The sequence below is a fragment of the Paraburkholderia phenazinium genome (assembly GCF_900142845.1).
In the GTDB taxonomy this organism is placed as follows: Bacteria; Pseudomonadota; Gammaproteobacteria; order Burkholderiales; family Burkholderiaceae; genus Paraburkholderia; species Paraburkholderia phenazinium_A.
The window spans coordinates 924371-940533 of sequence record NZ_FSRU01000001.1 but is presented as its reverse complement, the minus strand read 5'-3'; the positions used below and the strand labels follow the sequence as shown (position 1 = coordinate 940533).

The following is a 16163-nucleotide window of genomic DNA, read 5'->3' as shown; positions in this document are numbered from 1 at the left end:
GAGCGACATGTGCCGTCAACAACCGGCACATGTGCGTCAAAGCAGAAGCGAGATGCGGCGCTCAGCGCGGCACAGTCACCAGCGGCTGCAATTGCGGCAGGATCTCGGCGCGGGCGCGCACGACATCGTTCGGGAAGTCGATTTCGATCCACGGCGCACCGGTCACGTCGGCGGTATCGAACACCTGGCTGCGCTCCAGCAGCAGATCGCGCACCGCTTCTTCGTGCGGCAGGTTCGAACGGCCGCTGTCGATGTAGCCCGCCACGATCTGCGCAAAGCGCTGTGCAGTTTCCTCACGGAAGCGGAAGAAGCCCACCGACTCGCCAATCGTGTCGTACTCCAGATTCACAGCAAGCTGCTTGCGCAGTTCGACCGGCACACCGTCTTTCAGGCACAGCTTGACCGGCTCGTCGCCCGCTTCGAAGTCGCGGTCGATCAGCAGACGGTTGACCGTCTCGCCCGCCACCAGCGCGTTCAGGATGCGCTCGTCGTACAGCACGTCGGCGTCCATCAGCAGCACGTCGCCGCCGCGCGTCAGCGGATCGGCCACGGTGTGCACCGTCAGCACGCTGCCGAGGTCGAAACGCGGATTGATCACGATCTCGACCGGATGTGGCCAGTTGATGCGCTTCAGCTCGGCCTCGACCAGCCCCGGCTGGAAACCGAGCGCCAACACGACATCCGTGACGCCGGCGGTTTCGAGCATCTGCAGATGCCGTTCGAGCAGGCTGACGCCGTCGAACTGCAGCAGGCATTTCGGGAACTGTTCGCCCGGCGGGAGCTGAAGACGCAGGCCAAGGCCCGCAGCGAGAATAATGGCACGCATGCGTGGTCCCTTTCTAAAAGTAGGGTTAGTCGACAGCCGGCACGCGCGTCGCACGCCGACGCTGCCAGTTTCTTTCACTGAAATGCAGGTACAACAGGCCCGGCAGACCCAGCAGAATCTCGCGGGCGCGCTTGGCGAGCGACAACGCCAGCGCCGCATCCGGCGGCAGGCCGACGAGCGGCGCGAGCAGCAGATAGCCGCCCTCCTGCACGCCAAGCGAGCCGGGGATCGCAAACGCGGCACCGCGAATCGCCTGACCCAGACTCTCGAGCAGCAACGCGTCGACCCAACCGACCGGATGGCCGAGGAAACGCAGCGCGAGCCACACTTCCACCGTGCCGACGATCCAGCCGACGAGGCTCAGCGCAAAGCTCGCCAGCACCCGGCCGCGCTCGCGATAGAGCGCCTGCACGGCGCCGTCGACGGCGTCGGCGCGCATTGTCAGGGTCGACCAGTCGCGCTTGCCGAATACCTTCGAGACGACCCGCAGGAGCCGTCCGAACAGGCCGCGCCGCTGGGCGAAAAAGAACAGTGCAATCAGCCCGGCGAGTATAGCGGTGGCAATAAAAGTCGCGGTGCGCAAGTCGTGCAGCGCGCCCTGCGCCGCGTAAGCGCCGAACAGCAGCAAGCCGAGCACGGCAAAGACGATCTGCGCAAGCGCCTGCAGCGTGGTGCTGACCGTGATCGCGGCGGCCGCGTCGCGCATGCGCATGCCGCGCTGCGAGAGTTGCCGCACCATCACCACCGGACCGCCGATCTGACCGGCCGGCAGCAGGCTATTCACCGACTCGCCGACCCAGCGCGCGAGCAAGGCATCGTGCGCGGCGACAGGGTCGCGGCGCCGGTCGATCAGCACGGCGATCGCCGCCGAATCCAGTACCAGCGGCACGATATGGAACGCGGCCACCAGCGCGAGGCCCCAACCGGCGACCAGCAGCGTCGAGGTGACCGAACCCAGGCCCTGCCAGGCGAGCAGCGCGACGAACAGCGCGACGCCGATCGACAGCAGGATCATGGCCGCGCGAGTCATTGCCCCGCCCCTTTGCGCTGGATCATCTGACGGAAGACCTGGCGAAAGCCGAAATAGGCGATCGCGTCTTTCATGTTCGAGATGAAACGGCGCCACGGGCGCATGTTCGGATCCGTGACATATTCGAACGTCAGCGAGACGCGGAATTCATTGGCGGCCGCCGGCGTGATGCGGTGGCGCAGCTTGTCGCCGTCGAAGAACACCAGACCGCCCGGGGGGATCTGCACGGAGCCGGGTACATCGGGCACATCCGGATTCTTCGTATGCAACTCGTAGTCGAGACGGCACGACGATTCGTCGACCACGCCGAGCAGCAGCGTATAGCGGCGGCCGTCGTAGTACGAGGTGTCGTAATGCCAGCCGATATGGTCGCCCGGCCGGGTGTAGTAATACAGCGCATAGGCGTGCGGGTCGTCGGGCGGGGACACCATCAGCTTGTCGCCGCTCAACTTCTCCAGCCAGCCGATCAGTTCCTTCGAGCGATACAGCTCGGCAATGAACGGCGCAAGGCGGTCGATCGTATGACGGCTCACGCTGCCGCCCTGCTTGTGGCCCGGCAGGTAGTTGCGATTCACTTCGTCGAGCAGCGCGCGGGCGCTATGCACGAGTTGCGCGGTGACCTCGGGCGCGAGGAAGTCTTCCATGTAGAGGAAGGCGCCCTGCTCGGCGAAGTCTTTGGAGAGGCGCGCCGTGTCGAACTGACGCGTGCGGCCGGCAACGGCGCGGTCCGCCTCGGGAACGGCCCCGAAGGCCTCTACCGAAGCGGGCGTGACGGGTACGCGGTCGGACGAGGCTTGGGCAATCACATCATCTTCGGCCTGCGTACTCATGGACTAACCTGCATTTGACTGGTTTCGGCGGCGGGCTGCGCCGTGCGGCGCAGCGCCCGGCGAAAGTCCACGATCACCCATACGGCAAAGAGCGGCGCGCCGATCGAGGCGGCCACCACAAACGGCGTGACGACGCCGGTCAGCGTCACGAGCGGCAGCAGATACAACACGTCTTCGGTCTCGAAGCCGGCCACCGAGGCCTGCCTGGTGCCGGCCTTGCCTTCCATCTCCTCGATCCGCATGCGCAGGAAGAAAATCACTGCGACCGCTACGCCGGCGAGGCTGCCGAGCAATACGCCCGGCACGACCCGCTCGGCTACGTGAACCCCGCCCATGCCGACTCCCATGCCCACGAACAGGAGGATCGTCACCAGCGCATCGCAGGCCAGGTCGTAAAAATGACCGATCCGGCTCGACTTGCCGCTGATGCGCGCGAGCTCGCCGTCCGTGTGGTCGACGAAATTCGACAGGACGATCAGCAGCGCGCCCGCGTTGGTCCAGGAAAACCCGCCCCGCGCGAGGCACAGCGCACCTGCGAGGCCGATCAGCAGACGCAGCGTGGTGAGATGATTGGGCGTGACAAACGTGTCCACAAGCGGCGTCACAAGCCGGCGAGCGAGCCTCGCGTCCCATGTTTTCGGGACCGGAACGTTTTTTAAAGATGATGGTCGAGAATTCATAACCCGGAAATATATACGGTTACGGGAAACCTTGCTGTTTTCCGCGCCAATTTCCTCGCGAACCCTTGACAGATACCGTTCGAAGCAAAAATACCCGAACGTTGGTAAAGTGCGAGTCCAGTTACGCCTGTAACGCCGCGTAATCGGATTCGCGGCAAATTCACCGAGGATTCACGACCTTGCGTGGCGGCGTTTCCAGCGTCTCTCCCTGACCTGCCCCGTTGCGAACTTGCCACTGTGCACACGTGATCTGAAGCTTATGAAGCACGTTTTTTCTTCCGTTCTGCTCGCCCTGTCCGCAGGGGTCTTGCCGCTCGCCTGCCACGCGAGCGCGCTCGACGCGCCGCTTGCCTGTAACGAATCGGGCCATCAGTTCATTGCGGACCTTGCCCAGCAGCAACTGATCGATCCGACGCCGATGCGCGTCGAAAGCAATTCGATCAACGCGTTCCGGCCCGCCAAAGGCGCCGACCTGAGCGCCTTCGGTTTCCATGTGTTTGCAGTGGTGGGCTTCGAGAAGGACGATCCGATGTTCCGCACCGGTGACGGCGAACCGCTTGCCAACTCGGCGTACGGCGCGGTGGTGTTCGGCAGCGACTCGAGCGTGCAGGACGCCGTGACCCAGGCGGGCAGCACGGCAATCGTGCATCACGTCGGGCCGCATATCACCGCGATTTTCTGCAAACGGAACTGAGGCAAGCGGGAACGGCGCCCCGCGGGGGCCTCAACCCGGCCGGCGGAACCCGTTTTCGACCCAGGCCGCGGCATTCGCCTTGCCTAACTTGAAGCTGGGCGCCACTTTCACCTGGGCGAGTTGCTCGCCGAAGGCGTCGAACGCCGTCAACAGCGCGTAGGGGTCGTCCTCGCTCGGGACGATGTCGAGCGTGACCGCCAGTTCGTCGCCGGTGGGCGATTCCACCGTCACGCGCTTATGCAGCATGGCGTGCAACTGCTGCTCGTGCCGGCGCAGCACCTCCGACGCGGTCTTCACAAGCGTATTGAAAGCGCCCGTATCGAGCGGCTTCGGGTTCTTCTTGTCGCGACCCATGGTCCACGGTCCGACCAGAGCGGGCTCCGGCTCCCCGTCCTTGATCATCTCCACCGCCCAGCCGTCGTCGTCTTCATTCTTGATGACGCGCGCCGTCCAGCCGTCGTCGCGCCACAAACGCGGGTCGTGCTGGGTTTCGGGCAGTTCGGGGAGATCTTCCGTCGCAGGATCGGCAGCGGTGTCGGGCGATGGAAGGGGGGTATCGGTCATTGCGGGTCGCTCAGGTTCGGATCGGATTCGTCAACTAGGACCCGATTCTACCCGCCCCGGCTGCACCGGGGTACGGCCTATGCCGAACGGCAGAGCCCGTGGATTATTGCCAATTTCAAAAAAATATTTTTCGCGATCCGTTGGAACTTATAATCGGATTTAATACAGAATAAAAAAACGCGGCCCGCAGGCCGCGTATAAACAGATGAAAAAAAAGACACCCTTGGTCAAGGGGCAGCCGAATTGTAAAGCCACTGACCGGCCGCAATCACCACACTATCCGGAATAGTCTCTTTCAAAAAACAAAAGAATTTAAAGTTAATGTTTCATTTGTAATTCGAAAGCCGCTCAGCCTTAATGGGTGGGCGTCGCGCAGGTGCAACAGGAAAAAGATTGACATACCCGCGATGGATTCTCCGCGACACACAAAATCGCTTTATTTACCTGCACTTACGAAAATAAAATCCGGTATTCCTGATTCTGGAAAGCATTGTTGTGCGGGATGAGGTTAATCAATTCATCAGGGGGAATACACTTCGCTGCGAATCCTCAGGCGGCCAGTGGCATCGGTGTTAAGTCCTGTCAGGCGATTCTCTACGGACTGTCTCGGAGTTTATAAAGCATGAAAAAAACCCTCATCATCGCGGGCATCATGGGCGCGTTCGCCATCAATGCTCATGCACAAAGCAGCGTTACGTTGTACGGCACGCTGGACGCCGGCCTCGTCTATTCGAACAACCAGGGCGGCCACAACAACTGGCAGCAAGGTAGCGGCACGGTGTCGGATACGTACTTCGGCCTGCGCGGCAGCGAAGACCTCGGCGGCGGCCTGCATGCCATCTTCACGTTGGAAGACGGCTTCAACCTGAACAGCGGCAAGTTCACCGAAAGCAACACGATGTTCAATCGTCAGGCTTTCGTGGGTCTGCAAAGCGACCAGTACGGTACGCTGACGCTCGGCCGTCAATATGACTCCGTGGTCGACTACCTCGGCCCGCTGTCGGAAGCAGGTTCGGGCTACGGCAACAACCTCGCCGCCCACCCGTTCGACAACGACAACCTGGACAACTCGTTCTCGATCAAGAACGCAGTCAAGTACCAGAGCGCCAACTACTCCGGCTTCCGCTTTGGCGGCTTGTACGGTTTCAGCAACGACGCTGGCCAGTTCGCGAACAACCGTGCATATAGCGCCGGCGCTTCGTACACCAACGGTGGCTTGAACGTTGCTGCTGCGTACTTGCAACTGAACAATTCGCTGGGCGGCTCGAACCTGAGCAACGGTGCAGTGTCGGCAGGCGACGGCAACAACGCCAACCTGACGGCTGCCCTGCAGCGCACGTATGGCGTGGGCGCGAACTACGCCTACGGTCCGGCTACGGTGGGCTTCGTGTGGACCCACACGCAAGACGACAACCTGATTGCCGGCGGCCAGGGCGGCGGTTCGATCTCGGGCTTCACGGTTCCGACCGGTACGAACCTGCACCTCGACAACTTTGAAATCAACGGCAAGTACGCTCTGACGCCGGCGCTGAGCCTGAACGGCGCGTACACGTTCACGGACGGCAAGGCGACGGGCGGCACGACCTCGGGTGATCCGAAGTGGCACACCGTTTCGCTGCAAGCTGACTACTCGCTCAGCAAGCGCACCGACGTTTACGTGGAAGGCGTGTACCAGCACGCTTCGGGCCAACTGGGCGATGGCCAGCAGAACGTCGCTATGATCAACACGCTGTCGCCGTCGTCGAGCGGCAACCAGGTCGCAGCGACCGTGGGTCTGCGTCACCGCTTCTAATGAAGCTGCAGGCCGGATCGACCGATCCGGCCTGTTGAGAAACGCGCGCGTGACACAATCACGCGCGCGTTTTTTTATGCGTAACTCATTGTTGCGTGCTTCGAACGGCCACGTGCGCGCAGGTATACTCGGGCCAGTTGCCTTCCGCGCGGCGATTTCACCATGAGTTCGTCGCGGCTGAACGGCGGCTTCGTCGCGGAGCACCCTGTTCCGCCCGTGCCCCTGTTCCCGTCGCTAATCGGGAACATCGACGATCCGATCATGAAAAAACTTCTCTTGCTCGCTCCCGCCGCTCTCGCGCTTGCTGCGTGCGGCTCGTCCGGTCCTACGCGGGATGCTTCACAGCCGCTGGTGTTCGTGACATCGCAGCGCACGCCGTCTTACATCGCTGAATGCCTCCAAAGCCGTTTGTCGCGGGTGCAGGCGTCGTCGGTGGGCGGCGCAACCGAACTGGCCGTCGGCTCGGGTTCGGACACCGCATACTTCGTCACGCTGACGCCGGTCAGCGCCGGCTCGGTGATCAAGGTCATGCGACCGGCCAATGCACCGGACGATCCGCCGGAACCGGAAATGCGCTTTGATATCGCGCGTTGCGCGACTTAGGAATAGTTTTGGCCGGGTGTTCGTCGTGTGGTTTATTTAGGCCGCTGTGATGAACACTGAGCGTTGAGTGACCGGCGCCGCGCCTGCATAGCACGCGCGGCGCTGTCTTTTTGCGCGGGCATCTGCGAACATAACCGCCCCTTGCATTCAGACGGCGCACGTGGCGCCGCGCACTATCGATGGCCTCCAACAAAGCACATCACGCCACCGGCTTCGCGGCCGGCGTCATCGCCGCAGCCATCGTCGCGCGCAGCAGCGCGAACGGCCCCTTCCATGTGTGGGTGTTGCTGAGTTTCATTGCCGCCGTCGCGGGCGGTACTGCGCCGGACTGGCTTGAAGTGGCGTGGTGGTCGCGCAAGCGGCGCCTGTGGATCACCCATCGCACCGTCACGCATTGGGGGATTGGCTGGATCGCGCTGCTGGTGTTTTCTTATCGCGAGCTTGCGCATCATCAGCCGCTCGCGGCGCTTGCGTTCGGGTTCGCCTGCGGCGGTCTGATGCATTTACTCGCGGACTGGCCCAACCCGCTCGGCGTGCCGTGGATCGCTGGACGGCACTCGCTTAACTGGTGGAATAGCGGGCATTGCGATCTGCTGGTTGTGGGGGCTTCGTGGATCGCGGCGTGGTTTGTGGCCGGCCATGTCTGGCTGCATGGGGTGCATGGGTTTGGGGTGTTGCAGCATTTGCGGGTAGGGTAGTTCTCCACAGATAATGTTCGCAAGCCTGTGGATATCCTGCGGACTCGTCACGCAAGTGTTTGAACCCATTGGCATTCGCGGCATTGCTAGCGGTACGTCACCGCCATGACCTTAATCAAGCCGCGCCCCACATCCCCAGCGCCCGTTTCAAGCGCAGCACACCTTCTTCAATCTCACCCACGCCAGGCGCCGCAAACGACAGCCGCAGCGACGCAAGATCCACGTTGTCCTTAAAGAACGCCACCCCGGGCACGAACATCACGTTCTGCTCGATACACGCCTTCAGATAAGCCGACGCGTCGCCGCCGCCCGCAAGCCGGCCCCACATGAACATCCCGCCGGCAGGACGATGAAACGCAACCTCGTCCTTCAGATGCGTTTGCAACGCATCGCATAACGTCGTGCACTTCAACGCGTAGGCGGCAATGATCTTCGGCAGATGCCATTCGAGCGCGCCGCTCGCCAGATACTCCGCGGCGATCGCCTGAGTCCACGGCGAACTGCACAGATCCACGGTCTGTTTGGCGACGACACAGCGCCGCAAGATTTCCGCATGCGCGATGGTCCAGCCCACCCGCAAACCGGGCGCCACGATCTTCGACAGACTCGAGAAATGCACGACCCAATCACGCGATCCCGGCACCTCGGCGCTCAAGGCGAGCAGCGAGGGCAACGGCTCGCCCGCAAAACGCAGATCGCCGTACGGATCGTCTTCGACCACCAGAAAACCGTAGCGCGCCGCCAGCTTCAGCAATGCGATACGCCGCTCATACGAGAGCGTCGCGCCAGTGGGATTCGCGAAAGTCGGCACCGTGTAGAGCAGCTTCGGCAGACGTTCGAGCGTGCCCGCTTCGAGCAGTGCGGCCAGCGCGGCCACATCGAGGCCGTCCTGATCGACGGGCACCGTCACCACCTCGGCCTGCTGCAGCTTAAGCGCCTGCAATGTAGCCGGGTAGGCCGGCTGTTCGACCAGCACCACATCCCCAGCACCCACCAGCACCCGCAGCAGCAAATCGAAGCCCTGCTGCGAACCGGTCGTTACCAGCAACTCCTGCGGCGTACACGGCGTGCCGCGGCGCGTCATCAGCCGGGCGAGTTCGTCTTTTAGAACCGGCAAGCCGTCCGTCGGACCGTATTGCAGGCAGAGCGTTGGCTGCTGCGACGCGCGCGCAGCAGCCGCATCGAGGCCCGCACGATCGAACAGGTCGCTCGCCGGATAACCGCCCGCGAACGAAATCATGCCCGGCTGGCCCAGGTACTTGAACAGTTCACGGATCGGAGAGCCGGTCGGTGCTTCGAACGGAGGGGTGAACTTGAACATGATTGGCGGTTGGCGTTTGACCGCTAACGCGGCCGATAGTAACTGGCTTACGGGGTGTGGCCTGAACGGCATGCGGCATGTGACATGCGGCGGTCCGCGACTCACGATCCGCGACTGGCGTCGATTGTGGTCAGCAACGGCACAGGCGGCAAACGATATCTAGTCACTACCTGTTGAGTTTTCGGAATCATCTGGGCATGCAGTGCCCAGGCAAGCGCGTTAGCAGCCTCTAAACCACATTCTTTTCGACGATAGGCCGGTTCTCGAGCACACGCCCGAAACCAAGCGACGACAGATCCAGCGTCGTATAACGGCCCTGCAAGATCAGCTCGCTGACGCCGCGACCGGTTGCCGGCCCCTGCTGCAGACCGTGCCCGCTAAAGCCATTGGCGAAGATGCAATTATCGACATCCGGGTGGTGTCCGATGATGGCGTTCTGGTCCAGCACGTTGTACTCGTAATAGCCCGACCAGCAGTTCTGCACGCGCAGCGCCTCGAATTGCGGCACGCGATGCGCCAGCGTCGGCCAGATCACCTCGTCGAACAACGCGTGATCGACCTCGTCGAGCGGCAGATCGTCCGGATCGTTGTCGGCGCCTGGCGACGTGCCGCAGATAAACGATTTGCCTTCCGGGCGGAAATAGACCCCGGTCGGATCGATCAGCAGCGGACAGCGTTCGAGTTGAGCGGGCGAGCTCACGTTGAATATGCTGCGGCGGCGTGCAAACACCGGAATGTCGATGCCGACCATCTCCGCCACCTTCCGCGACCACGCGCCGGCCGCATTGACGACCACGTCGCAGGCATACGTCTCGCCGCCCGCCGTCACCACCTGGGTGACACGCTTGCCGTCACGCTGCAACGCCACGACGTCATCGGCCACGTAGCGCGCACCGAGCGCCTGCGCCTTCTTGCGCAAGGCCTGCACGAGACCATAACCGTCGAACCAGCCCTCGCCGCTCTCGCCATAGGCACCCGCCACCAGGTCCTCGGTATTGAGCCAGGGAAAGCGCGCCTGCAGCGCCACCCTGTCGAGCAGACTGATGTCGGCGCCGAGGCTCTTCTGCAGCGCGTGATTTTCGCGCAGGGTCGACTCGCCGGCCGGCGTGGCGAGGAACAGATAACCGCCTTCATGCAGATCGATGGACGGCCTGGCCCCGTCGATCTCGAGCCGCTCGCCGATCGAACGCAAGAACTCGATGCCGAATAGCGACATCTGGATCGACAGCGGCGTAGAGAACTGCTGCCGGATCGACGCCGCCGATAACGCCGACGACGAGCGTGCATAGGTGGGATCGCGCTCGATCACGGTGACACTGACCGTCGGGTCCGAGGCACGCAAAAAATACGCGATCGAGCTGCCGATCACGCCGCCACCGACGACGACCACTTTCGAACTCCCAGGCACACGCCGGGCCGCCTCCGAGTCTTCCACCCCATAGGAAGTCCCCGTGGCGGACGAATCCGCGTGGGGGGGCTGGTGCGAAGCGGCAGGGTTGGGGGCACTCATGATCGGCTCACCGGAAGCAGGCGCCGGCCGCCTCAGAGGGGCGGCCAGTCGAACACAGGTTGATAGGGGCTAGCGGCTTCATCGCAAGACGGCGCGGCGCGCGGAAGGATGGTGCACCCGCGCGTCCCTCATCTCGCGCTACGACGCGCGCTCAGCGCGTACTAAACCCGCTGAGCGCACGACGTTTCGCCTTTAGCCGATGTTGAAGTCGATGCCTTGCGCCAGCGGCAATGCCGACGAGTAGTTGACCGTATTGGTGGCGCGGCGCATGTACGCCTTCCACGCATCCGAACCCGACTCGCGGCCGCCGCCCGTTTCCTTCTCGCCGCCGAAGGCGCCGCCGATTTCCGCGCCGCTCGGTCCGATGTTCACGTTGGCAATGCCGCAGTCGCTGCCGGCCGCCGAGAGGAAACGCTCCGCTTCACGCAGATCGGTGGTGAATACGCACGACGACAGGCCATGCACCGCCGCGTTGTTCGCTTCGACCGCATCCGCGAAATCCGTGTAGCGCAGCACGTAGAGGATCGGCGCGAAGGTTTCCTTCAGCACCACAGCCGTTTGCGACGGCATTTCCACCAGCGCCGGGCGCACATAGTGGCCGCCTTCGTAGCCCTTCACTTCGACACGCTCGCCGCCGAACACCTTGCCGCCTTCCGCGACAGCTTGGTGCAGCGCTTCCTGCATGCGGGCGAACGATTGCTTGTCGATCAGCGGGCCCATCAGCGTGCCCTTTTCGAGCGGGTCGCCGATCGGCACCTTGTTGTAGAGCTGCTTCAGACGCTCGACGGTCTGTTCGTACACGCTGTCGTGCACGAACAGGCGGCGCAGCGACGTGCAGCGCTGGCCCGCCGTACCCACCGCCGAGAACAGGATGCCGCGCAACGCGAGCTCGTGGTCGGCGCTCTGCGTGACGATGCCGGCGTTGTTGCCGCCCAGTTCGAGCAGCGAGCGGCCGAAACGCTTTGCCACTTCGACGCCAACCGTACGGCCCATTTCGGTGCTGCCGGTTGCGCTGACGATCGACGCACGCGGATCGGCGACCAGCTTTGCGCCGACGTCGCGACCACCGTTGATCAGCGCCGTCAGTCCTTGCGGCGCGTCGCCGAATTCCTTCAGCGCGTCGAGCAGGATCTGATTGACGGCGAGCGCGGTGAGCGGCGTCTTTTCGGACGGCTTCCAGATCACGGCGTTGCCGCACACCAGCGCGAGCGCGGCATTCCACGACCACACGGCGGCCGGGAAATTGAACGCGGAGATCACGACGCAAGTGCCCATGGGATGCCATGATTCCGCCATGCGGTGACCGGGACGCTCCGAGGCAATGGTCAGGCCGTACAACTGACGCGACAGGCCGACCGCGAAGTCGCAAATGTCGATCATTTCCTGCACTTCGCCCAAACCTTCCTGAAGGATCTTGCCGGTTTCGAGCGTGATGATGCTGCCGAGCGCCTGCTTTTTCTCGCGCAGACGGTTGCCGAGCAAACGCACCAGTTCGCCGCGGCGCGGGGCCGGGACGTTGCGCCATGCGTTGAAAGCCTGCTGCGCATTGGCGAGCGCCGCGTCGACGTCGGCCACGGTATTGCTGGCCACACGGCCAATGAGCTCGCCGGAGATCGGCGAATGAACCGCGATGTCGCCGGCTTGCGCCGCGTGGGCGATGCCGAGATCGGCGAGGATAGTCGAAGCGTTCATATGAAGAATCCCTTTAATTTCCAATGCGAAACAAGAGTAAGTTCGGAAACTATACACGCGGGGTTTTATGGGGGCAAGCGTAATCGCGGCGGCGAGTTGGGGCTGATTTCTTCATATTCGTCCTTCATAGGTCCATCTGGGGTTTGAAGCATATGAAGGGCAAGCGCTTACACCAGCCGGAACTGGCCGCGGGCAGCGCCTCGATCAGGGTTGGTCTTGTTTCTTATTGGAAAGTATCCACCCTTGCGACGCACCCCATCGACCCGAGCCCTCCAGCCTGTCAGACACCCATCATCAAGCGGTCGACCAAAGCCCGCGCGAACGGCGGCAAATCCTTGACACTGCGCACGCAGATTTTCAGCTTGCGCTCAGCCCAACCATCATTCAAGCGCACAAGCGCGATCTGCATGGTCTTCACATGACGCAGCGCGACGGATTCCGGCACGATGCCGATGCCCACGCCCGCTTCGATCATCCGGCAGGCGGCCTCGAAGTTGCCCACCTGGATACGCAGCTTGAGCCGCACCCCGAGGGTATCCGCGGCGCTCATGACGAACGCATGAATCGCACTCGAGGTGGGCAAACCGACGAAGTTGTCTTCGAGCGTCTGCGCGAAATCGACCGAGCGCTCGTGCGCGAGCGCATGATCCTTCGACGTGACGAGGATCAGCCGGTCGTCGCGATAGGGCAGCATCTCCAGGTGCTCCGCATGCACGTTGCCGGCGACGATGCCGATATCCGTGGCGCTGTCTGCCACGCCCTTGACGATCTCGCCGCTCAGCACCTCGCGCAGGTCGATGTTGACGTCAGGGTGATCGCGCAGGAAGTGACTGAGCACCGTAGGCAGAAACTCGCTGATGGCGGTGGTATTGGCCCAGATCCGCACGTGACCCTTGATACCTTCGCCGTACTCCTGCATGTCGCCGGCCAGATGCTCGACGCGTTCGAGCACCAGCCGCGCATGGTGCACAAACGCGTCGCCGGCGGGCGTGGGCGTCACGCCCTGGCTGGTTCGATAGAGCAGCTTGAAGCCGAGTTGCTCTTCGAGGTTCTTGATCCGGTTGCTCGCAGCCGGCGCAGAGAGATGGGAGCGTTCTGCTGCACGCGCCAGGTTCTTCGTGTCGGCAATATTGACGATGAGCCGCAGGTCTACAAAATCGAAATGCATGATGAAAGCCGAGGAAGTGAGCGCGGAGGGGATAGCTGGTGGCGACCGGCAGGTGGGCGGCGGACGTGCAAGCAGAGCGAACACGCGACGCTGTTGAACGGCAATCTTAACCGGAGGCGAACCATGCGTTCGAAAAAGGCGAATGCCCCCGACCGAAGCGACGTGCCCTGCGGCCGCGGCCCTCAAGCAAACGCCAACAACTTCTCAGCCAGCGCGTCCGGCGCACTAATCATGGCATCATGCCCGGTCGCGATCTCATCCCAAGCCCAATCGTTTTGCGATTTGACGAAGTCGCGACTGCTTTGCAGCGGCCCATAGACGGGATCGACGCATTGGATATACACCTTCGGCAGCGTGCCGCCCGGCGGTCCTTTTAGCACCATGGGGTCATCGAAGGTCTTCAGCGGATGGGGCGTGCAATGACGCTCGAGCAGCGCCACCTGCTCCGGCTCGACCACACCAAATGCACTCGCGGGCGGCACAGGAATGGTTAGCCCATTGCTGGTTTCCGTTGCCTGTTGCTTGCGAGCGGCGACGATCTCCGGAGGGAGCCGCGAGAATGCCGTCTCTCCAGCAGACAGCACTACGGCATCGAGAAACACCAGTTGACGAATTCGCTGCGGCACACGGTCCACCGCGCCGAGCAGGGTCACACCGCCAAAGCTGTGCCCAACGAGAATCACCTCAGACAGATCGTGCCGCTCGAGTACATGAACGACGTCCTCGATAAACACCTGAAGATCGATCTCCGGCGAAATCAGATGGGCCCGGTCACCGAGCCCGCTGAGGGTCGGCGTGAACACCCGATGACCGTGCGAGCGCAAGTTCTGCGCGACCGCGTCCCAGCACCATCCGCCGTGCCAGGCGCCGTGGACGAGCACATAGGTGCTCGATTTTGCGCCGCCCGTGGCGCCGGTTGCGCCGGTTGCGCCTTCGGTCATTGCCGCGTTCGTATTCTCAGACATAGCCAGGCTCCCCTTCCTCACAACACGCGATATGCGTGTCTGGAAACCCTAGCTTATCTCCGCGGCACCGAGCGGGAAAGTCGGCCGAACGGCCTATGCCCTTACCTCATAGCAGCCGCTACACTGCCCCACTCCCCAGCGCCTGGCTCTCGCCAGTCTCCGGCACACTGATATCCGGCGAGATCTCTTCGAGCGTTTGCTGACTCGTCTCGATACGCAACGCGAGAATCGCCACACTGAGCAACAGCAGCACGCCGCCCACCATCGCCACCACACCCGTCACGCCGAAATGCGTGTACAACAGCAACGCGACGTAAGGCGTAGTCATGGAAGCGGCGCGCCCGCACGTCCCGGCGATACCCGTGCCGCGCAAACGGTGTGCGGTCGGGAAGAGTTCGGGAATATAGCCGAACAGACCTAGCGTGCACACCGTGTAGATCGTCGTAACGAGCGCGAAGCCCATAATCGAAATCGCCGCCGGCGCACGCATCTGCACATAAAAGAAGCCAAGTACGATAGTCAGCAGCGAGAACAGCACGATGCCGTTGCGGCGTCCGATGCGATCCGTCACGAGGTAGCCGACCACCGCCCCCATCGGCGCACCGAAGGACATCAGCAGCACGAAGCCCAGCGATTGCACGATGGTCAGCCCTTCCTTGACGAAGAAGGTGGGCAGCCATGCGACAAAGCCGTACAGCGACATATTGATAGCCATGCAGGTGAGCGCGGCCACCAGCGTGCGGCCAATCATGCCGCGCGCGAACAGTGCCGACAACGGCGCGGCGGGCACTTCGTGGCTCACCACGCGCGCCACCGGCGGCAGCTTGCCGACGCGCGCCTCGACCTGCCGCTCGATGGCCGCGACCGTCGCTTCCGCCTCGTCCAGACGGCCGACCGTTTCGAGCCAGCGCGGCGATTCCGGCATCCGATGCCGCAGGAACCAGACGATCAACGCGCCAATACCGGCAATCGCGAACATATAACGCCAGCCCAGATGCGGGATCACCCAGTAGCCGACTGCGGTTGCCCCAAGCAGACCCGAGTTGATGATCAGCGCCAGCAGCGAGGTCCAACGGCCTCGCGTAGCCGGCGGCACGAATTCGCAGAGCGTGCCGGCCGCCACCACCAGTTCCGCACCGAGCCCGATCCCCATCAAAAAGCGCAGCAGGATCAGCCAGTAGATGTTCGGCGCAAAGCACGCCGCGAGGGAGGCGAGTCCGAAGATCGCCAGATTGGCCTGATAGGAATAGCGCCGCCCGAAGCGGTCGCCCAGATAGCCCGACAGCCCCGCGCCGATCATCATGCCCATGAACGTGGCAGAGATGAAAAACGAGCCGAGCCGTAGGTCGGTAAAGCCGCTCTTGACCATCGCGGCGAGCGAACCGTTGGCGAGATAGATGTCGAACGCGTCGAGAAACGCACCGGCGCCGATCAGGCCAAGGATTTGCCAGTGAAAACGGCTGATAGGCAGGCGGTCGAGCCGCGCGCCGGAATTGACGGTTGCCAAGCTGTGTCTCCTTAACGCACACGCGGAAGCGTCCGCGATCAACAGAGCTGCATGGCCGTCTTTGGAGGTGTGACGGCTCTGGCGCAAGCTCCTGGGTGGCGCGGCCTCGATTGGCCATCGCCCTAACAGACTAAGAGTGCAGTACCCGGCGCAACGTGGGAATTGGCATTATTGGAAGCCGGTGTTTCGCTGGCGTTAATGAGGGGGACGAAGCGAACCACGCCCGGCAGCCCCGGCTACGCGAGGCAGGTGTGAGGGCCACCGCGGCGCTGACAACGCGCCC

At 62.9% G+C, this 16163-nt stretch carries 15 protein-coding genes; 4 read left to right on the top strand and 11 right to left on the bottom strand.

The window, feature by feature from the left end:
- Positions 1-61: 61 nt before the first annotated feature.
- Genes BUS12_RS04075 through BUS12_RS04060 form a run of 4 tightly spaced genes read right to left on the bottom strand, consistent with a single transcriptional unit; the run spans position 62 to position 3366 of the window.
- Positions 62-826 (bottom strand): phosphocholine cytidylyltransferase family protein, encoded by a 765-nt coding sequence (locus BUS12_RS04075; protein ID WP_074294358.1) that lies wholly within the window; start codon positions 824-826, stop codon positions 62-64.
- Between the two features lie 25 nt (positions 827-851).
- Positions 852-1856 (bottom strand): flippase-like domain-containing protein, encoded by a 1005-nt coding sequence (locus BUS12_RS04070; RefSeq protein ID WP_074294357.1) that lies wholly within the window; start codon positions 1854-1856, stop codon positions 852-854.
- Positions 1853-2686, bottom strand: coding sequence for a HalD/BesD family halogenase (locus BUS12_RS04065; RefSeq protein ID WP_074294356.1), 834 nt, complete (start codon positions 2684-2686; stop codon positions 1853-1855). Before BUS12_RS04065 ends, BUS12_RS04070 begins: the two co-directional genes overlap by 4 nt.
- The gene (locus BUS12_RS04060) at positions 2683-3366 is read right to left on the bottom strand and encodes a CDP-alcohol phosphatidyltransferase family protein (protein ID WP_074294355.1); all 684 of its coding nucleotides are present in this window, start codon (positions 3364-3366) and stop codon (positions 2683-2685) included. The genes BUS12_RS04065 and BUS12_RS04060 overlap by 4 nt, the downstream gene beginning before the upstream one ends.
- Positions 3367-3625: 259 nt before the next feature.
- Between BUS12_RS04060 and BUS12_RS04055 the strand changes: the two genes are divergently transcribed.
- Positions 3626-4060, top strand: a complete 435-nt coding sequence (locus tag BUS12_RS04055) for a hypothetical protein (RefSeq protein ID WP_074294354.1) — start codon at positions 3626-3628, stop codon at positions 4058-4060.
- A 30-nt stretch (positions 4061-4090) separates the two neighbouring features.
- Here the strand turns inward: BUS12_RS04055 and BUS12_RS04050 are convergent, their stop codons facing one another.
- Positions 4091-4624 carry a hypothetical protein gene (locus BUS12_RS04050; RefSeq protein ID WP_074294353.1) on the bottom strand — a complete coding sequence of 178 codons (534 nt, stop codon included), beginning with the start codon at positions 4622-4624 and terminating at the stop codon, positions 4091-4093.
- Between the two features lie 622 nt (positions 4625-5246).
- Here BUS12_RS04050 and BUS12_RS04045 point away from each other — a divergent pair.
- From BUS12_RS04045 to BUS12_RS04035, 3 genes are all read left to right on the top strand, one after another.
- Positions 5247-6416: a porin gene (locus BUS12_RS04045; RefSeq protein WP_074294352.1), complete on the top strand. Its 1170-nt coding sequence runs from the start codon at positions 5247-5249 to the stop codon at positions 6414-6416.
- Between the two features lie 261 nt (positions 6417-6677).
- Positions 6678-7019 (top strand): sugar ABC transporter ATPase, encoded by a 342-nt coding sequence (locus tag BUS12_RS04040; protein ID WP_143788253.1) that lies wholly within the window; start codon positions 6678-6680, stop codon positions 7017-7019.
- Between the two features lie 179 nt (positions 7020-7198).
- The gene (locus BUS12_RS04035) at positions 7199-7717 is read left to right on the top strand and encodes a metal-dependent hydrolase (protein WP_074294350.1); all 519 of its coding nucleotides are present in this window, start codon (positions 7199-7201) and stop codon (positions 7715-7717) included.
- Positions 7718-7832: 115 nt separating this feature from the next.
- On the opposite strand, the gene BUS12_RS04030 is transcribed toward BUS12_RS04035, so the two are convergent.
- The 6 genes from BUS12_RS04030 to BUS12_RS04005 all read right to left on the bottom strand — a co-directional run bounded on the left by BUS12_RS04030 (position 7833) and on the right by BUS12_RS04005 (position 15880).
- Positions 7833-9038, bottom strand: a complete 1206-nt coding sequence (locus tag BUS12_RS04030) for an aminotransferase-like domain-containing protein (RefSeq protein ID WP_074294349.1) — start codon at positions 9036-9038, stop codon at positions 7833-7835.
- 229 nt (positions 9039-9267) lie between these two features.
- A complete protein-coding gene (locus tag BUS12_RS04025) occupies positions 9268-10548 on the bottom strand; it encodes an NAD(P)/FAD-dependent oxidoreductase (protein ID WP_253190000.1) in 1281 nt (426 codons plus the stop codon).
- Positions 10549-10740: 192 nt separating this feature from the next.
- Positions 10741-12240: an L-piperidine-6-carboxylate dehydrogenase gene (amaB, locus tag BUS12_RS04020; RefSeq protein WP_074294348.1), complete on the bottom strand. Its 1500-nt coding sequence runs from the start codon at positions 12238-12240 to the stop codon at positions 10741-10743.
- 280 nt (positions 12241-12520) lie between these two features.
- The gene (locus BUS12_RS04015) at positions 12521-13408 is read right to left on the bottom strand and encodes a LysR family transcriptional regulator (RefSeq protein WP_074294347.1); all 888 of its coding nucleotides are present in this window, start codon (positions 13406-13408) and stop codon (positions 12521-12523) included.
- A 182-nt stretch (positions 13409-13590) separates the two neighbouring features.
- Positions 13591-14373 (bottom strand): alpha/beta fold hydrolase, encoded by a 783-nt coding sequence (locus tag BUS12_RS04010; RefSeq protein ID WP_083640235.1) that lies wholly within the window; start codon positions 14371-14373, stop codon positions 13591-13593.
- A 118-nt stretch (positions 14374-14491) separates the two neighbouring features.
- Positions 14492-15880: an MFS transporter gene (locus BUS12_RS04005; protein ID WP_074294345.1), complete on the bottom strand. Its 1389-nt coding sequence runs from the start codon at positions 15878-15880 to the stop codon at positions 14492-14494.
- Positions 15881-16163: the final 283 nt, after the last annotated feature.

Excerpts from the sequence above, each read along its gene's own strand:
- BUS12_RS04075 (WP_074294358.1), bottom strand. The coding sequence starts at position 826 with ATGCGTGCCATTATTCTCGCTGCGGGCCTTGGCCTGCGTCTTCAGCTC.
- BUS12_RS04070 (WP_074294357.1), bottom strand. The coding sequence starts at position 1,856 with ATGACTCGCGCGGCCATGATCCTGCTGTCGATCGGCGTCGCGCTGTTC.
- BUS12_RS04065 (WP_074294356.1), bottom strand. The coding sequence starts at position 2,686 with ATGAGTACGCAGGCCGAAGATGATGTGATTGCCCAAGCCTCGTCCGAC.
- BUS12_RS04060 (WP_074294355.1), bottom strand. The coding sequence starts at position 3,366 with ATGAATTCTCGACCATCATCTTTAAAAAACGTTCCGGTCCCGAAAACA.
- BUS12_RS04055 (WP_074294354.1), top strand. The coding sequence starts at position 3,626 with ATGAAGCACGTTTTTTCTTCCGTTCTGCTCGCCCTGTCCGCAGGGGTC.
- BUS12_RS04050 (WP_074294353.1), bottom strand. The coding sequence starts at position 4,624 with ATGACCGATACCCCCCTTCCATCGCCCGACACCGCTGCCGATCCTGCG.
- BUS12_RS04045 (WP_074294352.1), top strand. The coding sequence starts at position 5,247 with ATGAAAAAAACCCTCATCATCGCGGGCATCATGGGCGCGTTCGCCATC.
- BUS12_RS04040 (WP_143788253.1), top strand. The coding sequence starts at position 6,678 with ATGAAAAAACTTCTCTTGCTCGCTCCCGCCGCTCTCGCGCTTGCTGCG.
- BUS12_RS04035 (WP_074294350.1), top strand. The coding sequence starts at position 7,199 with ATGGCCTCCAACAAAGCACATCACGCCACCGGCTTCGCGGCCGGCGTC.
- BUS12_RS04030 (WP_074294349.1), bottom strand. The coding sequence starts at position 9,038 with ATGTTCAAGTTCACCCCTCCGTTCGAAGCACCGACCGGCTCTCCGATC.
- BUS12_RS04025 (WP_253190000.1), bottom strand. The coding sequence starts at position 10,548 with ATGAGTGCCCCCAACCCTGCCGCTTCGCACCAGCCCCCCCACGCGGAT.
- amaB (WP_074294348.1), bottom strand. The coding sequence starts at position 12,240 with ATGAACGCTTCGACTATCCTCGCCGATCTCGGCATCGCCCACGCGGCG.
- BUS12_RS04015 (WP_074294347.1), bottom strand. The coding sequence starts at position 13,408 with ATGCATTTCGATTTTGTAGACCTGCGGCTCATCGTCAATATTGCCGAC.
- BUS12_RS04010 (WP_083640235.1), bottom strand. The coding sequence starts at position 14,373 with ATGTCTGAGAATACGAACGCGGCAATGACCGAAGGCGCAACCGGCGCA.